12 protein-coding genes are annotated in these 12711 nt (G+C 56.1%); 5 read left to right on the top strand and 7 right to left on the bottom strand.

Annotated features, from left to right (window positions below):
* Positions 1 to 3 precede the first annotated feature (3 nt).
* From hflD to rluE, 5 genes are all read right to left on the bottom strand, one after another.
* Entirely contained in the window at positions 4 to 645 is a 642-nt protein-coding gene (hflD, locus tag GJV78_RS13310) for a high frequency lysogenization protein HflD (protein WP_167519564.1), read from the bottom strand.
* 187 nt (positions 646 to 832) lie between these two features.
* Entirely contained in the window at positions 833 to 1939 is a 1107-nt protein-coding gene (gene mnmA, locus GJV78_RS13305) for a tRNA 2-thiouridine(34) synthase MnmA (RefSeq protein ID WP_155108819.1), read from the bottom strand.
* Positions 1940 to 1992: 53 nt separating this feature from the next.
* Complete coding sequence (locus GJV78_RS13300; RefSeq protein ID WP_155108818.1) at positions 1993 to 2454, bottom strand: NUDIX hydrolase; 462 nt, start codon at positions 2452 to 2454, stop codon at positions 1993 to 1995.
* Positions 2455 to 2466: 12 nt separating this feature from the next.
* The gene (locus GJV78_RS13295) at positions 2467 to 2799 is read right to left on the bottom strand and encodes a lysozyme inhibitor LprI family protein (protein WP_155108817.1); all 333 of its coding nucleotides are present in this window, start codon (positions 2797 to 2799) and stop codon (positions 2467 to 2469) included.
* On the bottom strand, positions 2796 to 3461 hold the full coding sequence (gene rluE, locus GJV78_RS13290; protein ID WP_155108816.1) for a 23S rRNA pseudouridine(2457) synthase RluE: 666 nt from the start codon (positions 3459 to 3461) through the stop codon (positions 2796 to 2798). The genes GJV78_RS13295 and rluE overlap by 4 nt, the downstream gene beginning before the upstream one ends.
* A gap of 170 nt (positions 3462 to 3631) precedes the next feature.
* On the opposite strand from rluE, the gene icd reads away from it, so the two are divergent.
* Positions 3632 to 4882, top strand: coding sequence for an NADP-dependent isocitrate dehydrogenase (gene icd / locus GJV78_RS13285; protein ID WP_155108815.1), 1251 nt, complete (start codon positions 3632 to 3634; stop codon positions 4880 to 4882).
* Positions 4883 to 5321: 439 nt separating this feature from the next.
* Here the strand turns inward: icd and GJV78_RS13280 are convergent, their stop codons facing one another.
* Together GJV78_RS13280 and GJV78_RS13275 are read right to left on the bottom strand one after the other, a co-directional pair.
* Positions 5322 to 8558: an autotransporter outer membrane beta-barrel domain-containing protein gene (locus GJV78_RS13280; RefSeq protein ID WP_230979135.1), complete on the bottom strand. Its 3237-nt coding sequence runs from the start codon at positions 8556 to 8558 to the stop codon at positions 5322 to 5324.
* 473 nt (positions 8559 to 9031) lie between these two features.
* On the bottom strand, positions 9032 to 9322 hold the full coding sequence (locus GJV78_RS13275) for a YdgH/BhsA/McbA family protein (RefSeq protein WP_155108813.1): 291 nt from the start codon (positions 9320 to 9322) through the stop codon (positions 9032 to 9034).
* A 342-nt stretch (positions 9323 to 9664) separates the two neighbouring features.
* On the opposite strand from GJV78_RS13275, the gene GJV78_RS13270 reads away from it, so the two are divergent.
* The 4 genes from GJV78_RS13270 (at position 9665) to GJV78_RS13255 (ending at position 12678) form a co-directional block, all read left to right on the top strand.
* Positions 9665 to 9991 carry a four-helix bundle copper-binding protein gene (locus tag GJV78_RS13270; protein WP_155108812.1) on the top strand — a complete coding sequence of 109 codons (327 nt, stop codon included), beginning with the start codon at positions 9665 to 9667 and terminating at the stop codon, positions 9989 to 9991.
* A 147-nt stretch (positions 9992 to 10138) separates the two neighbouring features.
* Positions 10139 to 10558, top strand: coding sequence for a translesion error-prone DNA polymerase V autoproteolytic subunit (locus tag GJV78_RS13265; protein WP_155108811.1), 420 nt, complete (start codon positions 10139 to 10141; stop codon positions 10556 to 10558).
* A 2-nt stretch (positions 10559 to 10560) separates the two neighbouring features.
* The gene (locus tag GJV78_RS13260; protein ID WP_155108810.1) at positions 10561 to 11829 is read left to right on the top strand and encodes a Y-family DNA polymerase; all 1269 of its coding nucleotides are present in this window, start codon (positions 10561 to 10563) and stop codon (positions 11827 to 11829) included.
* A 228-nt stretch (positions 11830 to 12057) separates the two neighbouring features.
* Positions 12058 to 12678, top strand: a complete 621-nt coding sequence (locus tag GJV78_RS13255; RefSeq protein ID WP_155108809.1) for a DJ-1/PfpI family protein — start codon at positions 12058 to 12060, stop codon at positions 12676 to 12678.
* Positions 12679 to 12711 lie beyond the last annotated feature (33 nt).

Below are 12711 nucleotides of genomic sequence, written 5' to 3'. Positions count from 1 at the left end.
AGATCACAACTCCGGGGTTAAATGAGCAAGAATTTGTTTTGCCTGAGTGGTCAGACGGTTACGGGAAAACATAAGCTGCAGGCGGCTGCCGCCGACCTGGTGCCAGAGCACGGCGGAGCGAATGCCGGCCAGCAGCGCGGCGCGAACTTTGGCCTGCACCTGCGGGCTTTGCAGCACCGCGGGCGAACCGGTCACCTGTATGCGCGGCCCCAGCGGGCTGATGACGTCGACGTAAATCGCCGCCATGGCGCTCATTAGCGTCTCCGACTGCAGGTCGAAGTGCTCCAGCTGGCGCTGCAGACCGCTGATGCGATCGCCCAGCGTATCCAGCGCCCCTCTGGCGGCGGACAGTTTGCGCTCCAGCACCATCAGGCTCAGGGTGTAGCGGGTAAGCTCGGCGTTCAGCCCCTGGCGGCTGCTGGCGTTGAGTACGCCGAGCAGCGTTTCCAGACCGGGGCGCAGGTTCGCTTCGCTACCGCCGAACACCTCCAGCGTTGAGTCGGGGTTCATATCGATGATGCTGCTCAGCGAAACGTGGAGCGCATCGGCGTCGCAGTGTCCCCGATGCGCCAGCTCCTGCACCAGGCGCGCCGACTGGCAGATACCGGCCAGCGCGAGGGTGATGTCATAGTAATTCTTTGCCACGGTCACTGCTTCCTTGTATCAAGTAAAAATACACTCTCCTTCAGGCACCGGCGCGTGGGCAGCGAAGGTTTCTCATTCATCGCGGGGTTGACTCCGTTTTCTGACGGAGTGATAAGGCCGGCCGCTGATGTGAACACGTGCCTGGAGAGCCGTCCGGCTGCAACCTGAATAATGGTATATCGAGTAATCAAATCGGCTGGGGCAGACGCTGTTCAATAATACCGCCGCCAAGGCATACCTCGCCGCTGTAAAAGACCGCCGACTGGCCCGGCGTCACCGCGGCCACGGGCTCGTCAAAAATGACTTCAATACGATCGGTATCCAGCGAGTTAACGGTGCAGGGGATGTCGGCCTGGCGGTAGCGGGTCTTCACCGTACAGCGCAGGGTGCCAACAAAGGGTTGGCGATCGACCCAGTGCAGCTGTTGCGCAACCAGGCCAACGGACATCAGCCGCGGGTGCTCATGGCCCTGAGCCACCACCAGGATATTGTTTTCAACGTCTTTATCGACCACGTACCACGGATCTTCGGTGCCCTCTTTGGTGCCGCCGATGCCCAGCCCTTTACGCTGGCCGAGCGTGTGGTACATCAGCCCCTGGTGCTGGCCGATCTCATCGCCGTCGACGGTGATGATTTTGCCCGGCTGCGCCGGAAGATAGCGGCCGAGAAAGTCGCGGAATTTACGTTCACCGATAAAGCAGATGCCGGTAGAGTCTTTTTTCCTGGCGGTGACCAGCCCCAGATCTTCGGCAATTTTGCGCACCTGCGGCTTGGTCAGCTCGCCGACCGGGAACAGGCTGCGGGCGATCTGCTGATGGCCGAGCGTATAGAGGAAGTAGCTTTGATCTTTGTTGTCATCCAGCCCGCGGAGCAGGCGGCTTTTGCCGTCGACGTCGGCCCGACGCACATAGTGGCCGGTGGCGATGTAGTCCGCGCCCAGATCTTCCGCCGCGAATTCAAGGAAGGCTTTAAATTTGATCTCTTTATTGCACAGAATGTCCGGGTTCGGGGTGCGGCCCGCCTTATATTCGGCAAGGAAAAGCTCGAACACGTTATCCCAGTACTCGGCGGCAAAGTTAACGGTGTGCAGCTCAATGCCAAGTTTGTCGCAGACCGCCTGGGCGTCGGCCAGATCCGCCGCCGCCGTGCAATAGTCCTCGCCGTCGTCCTCTTCCCAGTTCTTCATGAACAGGCCTTCAACCTGATAGCCCTGCTGTTGCAGCAGCCAGGCAGAAACGGAGGAGTCGACACCGCCGGACATGCCGACGATCGCTTTTTTTGGGCTTTCAGACATTAGAATACTCACGACATTGAACTTCAAGGCGGCATATTCTATCACGCGGCCCTTTACTTGACACCCTCTGTAAACGGCCAGTTAAATGCGCCGATCAGCGCCAGCGGGTAGCGTTCACCGCTCTGCCAGCAGCGAATGCTCTCGGCAACCAGCGGCGAGCGCAGATTTGGCGCGCTGAGAATTTCTTCGGCGCTCAGCCAGCGGCAGCGGTCGATATCATCGTCATGGGGTTCTGTAGCGCACGCCTGGTTAAGTTCGATAGAAAACAGAAAGCGCAGAAAAGGGGTGTTGTCCGGGGCGATCCAGTGGTGCATACGAATAAAGTGCTGGGGTCGGGCCTGAATGCCCGTCTCTTCCCACAGCTCGCGGGCGGCGGCGTCGGCCAGCGTCTCGTTCGCTTCCAGATGGCCGGCAGGCTGGTTCCACAGCGCTTTGCCGTTGATGGTCTCTTCTACGATCAGAAATTTATCGTCGGCATGAACAACGCAGGCGACGGTAACGTGCGGTCTGAACATGGGCGGTTCCTTTTATAGTGGCTTATCAATGGCGTCGTAGAGAGCCTTAAGCTGCCCGAGCCGCTTGTCATAGGCCCGGTTCAGGCAGGTCACGCTGCCCTGACACCGTCGGCGCTGGCTGAGCCAGCTCTGCTGGGCGTCCTGAAGCGCGCCACGGGCACCCATCGCCAACAGCCCCTTCAGGAACCGGTACTGGGTGGCCATTTCCACGTCCTTATCGTTAAGCGTCAGATGGGCGCAGATGGCTCTCTCATCCGCCGCTTTCGCCTTCTGGCAGTCGAAGCTGGCCGCGCCGGCGACGGGCGAAGCGGATAATAAGACGAAGAGGATCGGCAGATATTTCATCGGTTTTTCTCCGCTGTCAGTTCGCGCCACTCGGCGTTGCCGAGGCCGTCCAGGGTGTAGTCGCCCATGCTGTAGCGAATCAGGCGCAGGGTTGGATAGCCAACGTGCGCCGTCATGCGCCTGACCTGGCGGTTGCGGCCCTCATACAGCGTTATTTTTAGCCAGCAGGTGGGAATGCTTTTGCGTTCGCGAATGGGGGGATTGCGCGGCCACAGCCACTCCGGCTCGGCGACCCGCTCAGCGCCGGCGGGCAGGGTGGGGCCATCGTTGAGGGTGACGCCACCGCGCAGGGCCTCCAGCGCCTCCGGCGTCGGCACGCCTTCCACCTGCACATAGTAAATTTTCCCGGTGCGCTTGCCCGGCTGGGTCAGGCGCGCCTGTAGTGCGCCATCGTTAGTCAGCACCAGCAGTCCTTCGCTGTCGCGGTCCAGACGTCCTGCTGCATATACGCCATGAACCGGAATAAAATCCTTTAAGGTGCGGCGACCTGCCTCGTCGGTAAATTGTGGCAATACATCGTAAGGTTTATTGAACAAAACCACACGTTTTGACAGGTTTTGCCGCTTTCGCTTAGCGACTTGTCGCGGGCTGAATCGGTCAACCCGGTGATTTCTAAAAGATGTTTTTTGCATGGTGTTTTCACTTTGTATCAATTGCCGCATTATAGCTTATTGACGAGTGCCTTTCATGGCAGCAAACAATAGGGTAGTATTGACACGCTAATTACAAATCATTAACAAAAAAGTGCTCTAACGCCTTCGCGCCACATGTCGCCATGCCAGTGCAGCGCGATGACGAACGAGCAAACCAGAAGCGCTCGAAGGAGAAGTGAATGGAAAGCAAAGTAGTTGTTCCGGCGGAAGGCAAGAAGATCACTCTGCAAAACGGTAAACTCAACGTTCCTGACAATCCGGTTATCCCGTTTATTGAGGGCGATGGTATCGGTGTGGACGTCACGCCGGCCATGCTTAAAGTGGTCGATGCCGCCGTCGAGAAAGCCTATAAGGGTGAGCGTAAGATCTCCTGGATGGAAATTTATACCGGTGAAAAATCCACCCAGCTTTATGGCCAGGACGTCTGGCTCCCTCCTGAAACCCTGGATCTGATTCGTGAGTACCGCGTGGCGATCAAAGGCCCGCTGACCACCCCGGTCGGCGGCGGCATTCGCTCCCTGAACGTGGCCCTGCGTCAGCAGCTGGATCTCTACGTCTGCCTGCGCCCGGTGCGCTACTATCAGGGTACCCCAAGTCCGGTTAAGCAGCCTGAGCTAACCGACATGGTTATCTTCCGGGAAAACTCAGAGGATATTTATGCCGGTATCGAATGGAAGGCGGACTCTGCCGACGTGGAGAAAGTGATTAAATTCCTGCGCGAAGAGATGGGCGTGAAGAAAATCCGCTTCCCTGAGCACTGCGGCATCGGCATTAAGCCGTGCTCCGAAGAGGGAACTAAGCGCCTTGTGCGCGCGGCGCTTGATTACGCCATCACCAACGACCGCGACTCCGTCACCCTGGTGCACAAGGGCAACATCATGAAGTTCACCGAGGGTGCGTTTAAAGACTGGGGCTACCAGCTGGCGCGGGAAGAGTTCGGCGGCGAGCTGATTGACGGCGGTCCGTGGGTGAAAATTAAAAACCCCAATACCGGCAGAGATATTGTGGTGAAAGATGTTATCGCCGACGCATTTTTGCAGCAGATCCTGCTAAGACCGGCGGAGTATGACGTGATCGCCTGTATGAACCTCAACGGTGACTATATTTCCGATGCCCTGGCGGCCCAGGTCGGCGGGATCGGCATTGCCCCGGGGGCCAACATCGGCGACGAGTGCGCGCTGTTTGAAGCCACCCACGGCACCGCGCCGAAGTATGCCGGCCAGGATAAAGTTAACCCCGGCTCCATTATCCTTTCCGCTGAGATGATGCTGCGCCATATGCAGTGGTTTGAAGCCGCCGACCTGATTGTTAAAGGTATGGAAGGGGCGATCGCGAACAAGACCGTGACCTATGACTTCGAACGCCTGATGGAAGGCGCTAAGCTGCTGAAATGCTCAGAGTTTGGCGACGCGATTATCGCGAATATGTAATCCACCTGCCGGGTTAAACAAGAGCGGGAGCCAGTGGGTTCCCGTTTTTATTATCAGAAATCGAATGGCTATCCAGACCTCCTCCCTGAAACCGCAACTGTTGTCCATCCTTTGCCACGGTTACGGTCGTTACGGCATTTTCCGCGACCAGCGGCAGCTGTGCGCTGTCCGTGTTCACACTGCCCGCGCCAATGATGTCTGATGGAATACTCTACGATCTGCACCAGCGGGGCAATGACTGGCGGCTTTATGGGCCGGCCCGACGCTGCCGCCTGAGCCAGAGGAGATCCCTGGGACATAATAAAAGGCCGGGGGCGATTAGCCTCCGGCCTCAGATGCGGTTGCGTGCCACAACAGAGGGGCTTCAGTACCTCTGACGCGATACTGAAGGCCGAACCTCCCCCGACAGGATTACCTGCCGGGGAAGGTAGCCCCAGCGTCAAAAAATGTACTTTATCCCCACCATCGCCTGGGTGTCGCTATAGCCCTTATCACCAATCTGCTGGGCCACGTTCCCCCACAGATGAGTATGCCGACCGAGCTGGCTCTCAACGCCCGCTTTCAGCTCGCCCACGTTTCGTGTGCCGGCCTGCTTTATGAAGACACCATTCATCGACGAACCAAAGATTCGGGTATTATGCAGCCAGTTAACCTCCACAAAAGGCTCAAAAATACGCTCTTTACCTTCATCAATCAGGCTGTGCCCCTTAATAAAGGTTCTGAGGCCAAGGCGGGTCTGCAGATTTCCGTTGCCTTCGCCGCGCACCCACGTTCCGTTCATTTCACGGTGATTGTCGGCTTTTACCCCCATCCACGTCAGCTGGGCCACCGGCTGAACGTAATAGCTTTCACGCGCATTTTTCTCCCCGGTTTTCCAGGTATAGCCCGCTTCCACTGATGCGGTTACCCCCTTCGACTTATAGCTTTCGGAGGGCAACAGCTGGCCGCTTACGCGGTTATTAAACCAGTTGTAAAGCATCCAGGTGTCAATATAAGCGCCGGTTTTATGCGCGTTATCCTCAAGCCAGGTGGCATAAAGGCCGGCGCTGTAGCCGTCGACAGTGCCGTCGGCCCTGTAACCGCTGTAACTATTGCGGGTGTTGCTCTTTTGATTGGCGTAGCCGCCCATAACGCCGAGATGGAAGCGGTTTTTACCGTTACTGCTCCAGCGTGCAATATCGCCCCCCAGCTGCATCACGTAGCGGTTGGCCTGAGTGCGCATCTGACCGCTGTTATCCTTTGAGCGCTTGTGTCCGCCGACGTTGCGAAGCCACAGGCTGGTCACCTTCTTCTCACCGCTCAGAGCGTCCACATAGTGCGTCTCTCCCAGGCGATCGTGTAGCCTGTGCAGAAACAGCGTATTTGCCGCCTGCAGATTGGCCGCGTACTCGCCACCTTCCGGACGAAGGACCGGCTGCGGCGTGGGTGCCGGTTCAGGGGGCGGATTGGGCGTCGGTCCAGGGTCAGGATTAGGGACCGGGTCTGGCTGAGGATTCGGCGTTGGCTCCGGCCTGGTATTGACAAGATACCAGTTGCTGTAATCCGCACCTTTACCCCGGCTTAAATAATACTCGTAGGCACCGCCAACGATTCGATCTCTTTGAATAAATAGGCCTGCTGACTGCCCCTCAACGCGAATAAGTTCAATGCCTTTGTCGGTGTAATCACCGGTGCCGCCAACGTTGTTGACCTGTACCCAGGTGGTGCCGGAGGTATCGCCGGTAACGCTCATCCGGTCGGTCAGGGAGTCGTCATTGCCCAGCACGGTATTAAAATAGAGTTCGCCCTGGTTGCCGATGTAATTCCCCTGCACGAAAAGCGCATTGCCTGGCTGCCTCTGCGCCGCGCTGCCGCTTCTGGCGATCGCTACGCTTCCGTCATTAGTGAGGTCACCATCTACCACAAGGTATGAGGGCGTATCTTTATCAGTAAAGTAGCTGCCGACTCGCAGAACGCCGCCCTCTTTTACGTGGGTTTTACCGAGATAACCTTCCGCAGACAGCCTGCTGCCATTATGGACAACGATATTTCCACCCAGAGCCAGGGAGGAGTCGACTCCGCCCTGCGTCACGGAGAAAAGGCCGCCATAATCTTTGCTGTCGCCGCTCAGATACAGCGTTGAGTTTCCTGTTTTATCGACCTGGCCTGAGCCGATAAAGGAGCCGGCGTACAGGCTGTCCATATTTTGTTTAATGGTAAGGCTGGCTTCAGTAACGTCGATAGCCCCGCCTTTGCCGGAAAGGTGAGACATGATCAGGTCATGATTATTAAGGTTCAGCGTACCGGCATTAACAATGTAAGCCGTATTATTAACGAATGCGCCATCGCCATCGGAACGCAGCTCGCCGCCTTCCACCCTTGTTCCGCCGAGGTAATTATTTATGCCGGAAAAAGCGACCAGACCCTCTCCCGTTTTGACTATTCCACCTTTACCAACCAGTGAGCCGTTAAGATACATCTCTTTATTATCATCGGCCTCAAGTATCGATTCAGACAGAACGTTCATGTTAACCCGGGTGGACAGCCTGTTATCACAATACTTGCAGTCATTCACCCGCAGCGTGCCGCCATTAAGATTAAACGAATAGACGCCGTCCCCGGCGACGACAGCGTCTTCAGCGGGTGACAGAATGCTGTTTGCGATGGTTAAGAAACCGTTTTTATTGAGATTAACCGTGGCTGAGGTTCCGGCACTGCCCGCCATAAAAAGACCGGAGACTGGATTTTCAAAGCCGTCGATATCCGTGTTAGCCTTCGCCTCAAAAATTACCTCTGCGTAATCTTCGATATTAAGGACGGCCGAGCCAGCCCCTTTTTGCCTGACGTTCGCGTCTATAAGCTGTAGATTGTCCATCGCGTCCGCCGCAAGCGTCATCTGGCTTCCCACGATAAGCTGGCTACCGGCTCCTGAAACAGTGATCTCTGCGGAAGGAGGAAGTAGCCCCGCGATGGCGTCTTTGCCGGCGAGCGTGGTTGATGCGCTAATCCTTCCAGCGTATAAGCTGCCGCCCTCAGTAATATTCAGAATGCCTCTTCCAATAAAACCGAGATAGAGCGAACCGTCTTCAACAGAATCGCCGAAATATGGAGCGTTATTTATTAAATTTAATGCGCTGCCAGCGCCGGAAATATTAAGTATTCCCGTGTTGCTTGTATTACCAAAGCCCACATAGGCCTTGTTGGAAAAATCCGTTGGTTTGCCGACGGTCAGAACTGCGCCTTCAACAATATTTAGCGTACCCGTGACTTTGCTATCGCGTCTGGTCTTCCAGTCATAGGTTCCGCTACTTCCGATACGCAGAGCCAGCGAGGTTATGGTGCCCGTATCAGGGCCTTTAATCGTTAAGATGCCTTCAGTGTCGCTCACTGAGTTATTGTCGGAAGAAACAAAACCAACCTCAAAATAGGTGTTGTCGTTCAGGTTTTTTGCTGATTCGGAGAGGGTTAATGTTCCTTTCCCCCCGTTAAAACCGATGGTGAATGGGTGATTATAACTGGCGGAACCTTTCAGGTTCAATTCGCCGGCGTTACCCTCTCCACCGCCAATGATATAGCCTTTGTTTTCCCAATCCCATGTGCCGCTGGTGATTGTTTCCGTTGAGTTAAAATATAAAGGCGTGGCTGAAGTTGACCAGCTCAACAGCATTAAAGCAGACGCTTCTGTAATAAATTTCATTTTCATATACATCCTGTATACATTTCCCTATCACCAGGAACATTCTAATTCATCGTGGTGACGAATACAATCGTATGAATAATGATGACAATCCATCGCTTTAATCCCTTTCTGATTAAAGTGAAATTAATTATTTTTATGACAATAAGAACAATCCTGGTTGCTGTTAATGCGGCAATATTTCATCTGAAAAATATGACTTAGGGAGCGGCGGAGGCCCGCTAAATTGTCCTGTCGCTGCGGCTGCGAAGCGGAATTTTAAAACGCCATTAATTGATTTGATGTAACCGGAGCACCGGCCGACGGTTGCGGTTCGCACAGGAGAGCAATACGAGAGGGAGAGGGACGAAGCGTGTAAAAAATCCAGGACGACGAATTCATGGCTGCGCTGCAGGCGGTGTCCCTTACCGCTGGCGATTGTTGACGCCACGTCTGGTTAAGGGACACCGCCGGATACCGGCGCAGGACGCCCGTTATTTATCTGCATCCTTATAAACGTCGGCGACGGCGACAAAATTAGGGCCATGCTGGCGGGCGGCAACGATATGATAATATTTCCCGCCTTTTTCATCGGCCAGCTTTGACAGCTCGGCACGCAGATCGCTGGGGGAGGAGATCGCTCCGCCGCTTTGCGACACGTTAATGTTGCCAATTTTAACCAGCCTGAAGTGGTCAACTTCTTCTTTCGATACCTGATCGGCGGCGATAGCGCCAAACGAGAAGGCAGAGATAAGCAGTGAAGTCGCTAAAGCAATTTTTTTCATGCAGGGCATCCTTGTTGAGTTGATTGTGAAGATTTGCTTTACGTGAATTAGGCCGTGTCCCTTAGCCGCTGGTGAGCGTCGCTGGCGGCCATTCAGGCCCGGTTAAGGGACACAGCCTAAGTTTAGTTCAGTTCTGGCGGCTTACCATTTCTGGCGGATTTAATCCTGAGCAGGGCGCAATGGCCGGACGGACAGCGGTAAATGCCGCCTGGCGTTAAGCGACTTTTTGTGCAGACTTAGGCTGTGTCCCTTGTGTCCCTTAATCGGGCGTGGCGTCGACGCTCACCAGCGGTTAAGGGACACAGCCCGGGCCATTCATCCTTAAAAAATCAGGAGGCAGCTATGCAACAGGAGCATCAGGCGTGTATCAATTTATGCTATGAATGTGCGGCAGCGTGCGATCGCTGCGCCGGGGCCTGCCTTGAGGAGCACGACCCGGCGATGATGAAAGCGTGTATTCGGCTGACGATTCAGTGTGCGGCGGTTTGTCGCCTCACCGCACAGCTAATGGCGTCCGGCAGTGATTATCTGATGCAGCTTTGTCGTCTGTGTACGGACATCTGTAAAGCCTGCGCCCAGGAGTGTGCCGGGCATCAATACGACCACTGCCAGGCGTGCGCCCAGGCCTGCAGCCGGTGTGCTGAGGTCTGTCTGAAAAGGGTGGCATAACCGTCCAAAATCGCTTTCCAGCGGCCTGCTTGTTTATTTATTAAACGGCTAAGCGGGAAGTGCACCGCAGACATTCCTTTCCGGGCTTGATCTCAGCATGATTTACAACTACTGTATACAAATACAGTAGTTCCGGGAAAGGTGAAGATGAAGTTCTACAGCCTGGCTGATTTACGCCACCGCGTTTGCGTTCCTCTGTTTTCCGACAGCGTCCGGTGCGGCTTTCCCTCTCCCGCACAGGATTATGTCGAACGGCGAATCGATCTGAACGAGCTGCTGATCCGCCACCCCAGCGCGACCTATTTCGTCAGGGCGGCCGGTGATTCCATGATTGATGGCGGCATCGGCGACGGCGATCTGCTGGTGGTGGACAGCGCCTACCGGGCCGCTCACGGCGATATTGTTGTTGCGGCAATAGACGGCGAGTTTACGGTGAAGCAGCTGCAGCTCCGCCCCCGGGTACAGCTAAATCCGATGAACGGAGCCTGTTCACCCATTCCCGTAGGCCGCGAAGATACGCTTGATATTTTCGGCGTCGTTACGCACGTCATCAAGACGACAAAATAAGCATGTTTGCCCTGGTGGATGTCAACGCATTTTATGCTTCCTGCGAAACGGTCTTTCGTCCGGATCTTAAAGGCAAGCCGGTTGTGGTGCTGTCGAATAACGACGGCTGCGTGATTGCCCGCAGCGCCGAGGCAAAAGACGTCGGGGTGGAGATGGGCGCGCCCTGGTTTAAACAGAGAGCGCTGTTTCGCCGCTGCGGGGTCACCTGCTTCAGCAGCAACTATGAGCTGTATGCCGATATGTCCGATCGGGTGATGTCGATTCTTGAGGAGCTGACCCCCCGGGTGGAAATTTACAGCATCGACGAGGCGTTTTGTGATTTAACGGGCGTTCATCAGCGTTACGATCTGCAGGCGCTGGGTAGCACGATTCGCGAGACGATCCTGCAGCGCACCCGCCTGCGGGTCGGCGTCGGCATCGCTCCGACCATGACGCTGGCCAAGCTGGCAAACCATGCGGCAAAGCGCTGGCAGCAGCAGACCGGCGGCGTGGTGGATCTATCGGGCGTTGAACGGCAGCGCAGACTGATGGCGAAGATGCCGGTCTGCGAGGTCTGGGGCATAGGGCGGCGTATCGCGAAAAGGCTGGCGGCAATGGGCATTGAAAATATACTGCAGCTGGCGGAGAGCGATATTCGTTTGATCAGAAAACATTTCAGCGTCGTGCTTGAGCGCACGGTGCGGGAGCTGCGCGGGGAGCCTTGTCTGGCGCTGGAAGAAATGGCCCCCGCGAAGCAGGAGATTATCTGTTCCCGCTCTTTTGGCGATCGCATCGGTGATTACGAGCCGGTACGCCAGGCGATCTGCAGCTATGCCGCGCGCGCGGCGGAAAAGCTGCGGGCGGAGCGCCAGTACTGTCGCCATATTTCCGCTTTTGTTAAAACCAGCCCCTTCGCGCCGGGTGAAAGCTACTATGCTAACAGCGCGGCGGTGACGCTGCTTACGCCAACCCAGGACAGTCGGGATATTATCGGCGCGGCCACGCGCTGTCTGGAGAGCATCTGGCGCGAAGGCGTACGCTATCAAAAGGCGGGGGTGATGCTCGGTGATTTTTTCAGCCACGGGGTGGCGCAGCTTAATCTGTTTGATGATAACGCGCCGCGTCCCGGCAGCGAAAAGCTGATGGCGGCGCTGGACGGCCTGAATGCGAAAGCGGGGCGGGGGACGCTCTATTTTGCCGGGCAGGGTGTTCAGCGGCAGTGGCAGATGAAAAGGGAGTGGCTCTCCCCGCGCTATACCACCCGCTACGCGGATCTGCTTCGCGTTAAGTGAAGGATCCACCTCTGCGCTTTTTTGCTTTTCTGGCGATGCGAGCGACGGCCCGGAGCGTCAGTTTACTTGCGCTCTGCCACGGCGCGATTCAGGCCGCAGGAAGAGAGGCGCAGCAGAAAGGCGAACGGCATCCGTTGTAAACAACAAGGCGGCTTAGATACTATACCAACGCATGTCCGGTCTCTTTTCAGAGGAGGGGACATATTGGATAACTATCAGGAGGATAATATGCACACAGAGGGTGAAGAGGCGCTACGCGGCGAAGTTTTATTTGTGGTGATAACGGAGTACGCCGACTGGGAGTTTGCATTACTGGCACCAGGATTACGCCGGGGATTCGGTATCTGGGCCCCGCGCTATGAGGTTAAGGTGGTGGCACCGGATCCGGGACCTGTGGTCTCTATCGGTGGCTTTCGCTGCTTACCGGATTATACTTTCGATACCCTGCCGGACGATTACGCCGCGCTGATCCTGGTAGGAGGGATGAACTGGTGGGGAGATGAGGCCCGGCGGGTGGTGCCGATTGTGCAGCAGGCTCTGGCCAGGGAGCGGGTGGTGGGCGCGATTTGTGACGCCTCCGCGTTTCTGGGGGCGAACGGCTTTCTTAATAATGTCAGCCACACGTCCAATGGGCTGGCTTACCTCAGGGATAAGGCCGGTTCAGCCTATACCGGTGCGGCAAAATATAAGCATGCGCCTTCTGTGCGGGATAATAACCTGATCACCGCCGGCGGCGTCGGTTTTATCGATTTTACCTGCGATGTCCTGGCCGCGCTGAAGGTGACGGATAAAAAAAATCTGGATCAATTCCGGGCGGTGTGTCATTCGGGCCTTTTTCCTGAGGGGTGAGCGGGGGCATTCGTTGCCTCCGGCACGTGGGTG

Origin of the sequence: Intestinirhabdus alba (assembly GCF_009711095.1) — a bacterium.
Lineage (GTDB): Bacteria > Pseudomonadota > Gammaproteobacteria > Enterobacterales > Enterobacteriaceae > Intestinirhabdus > Intestinirhabdus alba.
Note: the sequence above shows the minus strand (reverse complement) of the source record. Positions and strands in the feature narration are given on the sequence as shown.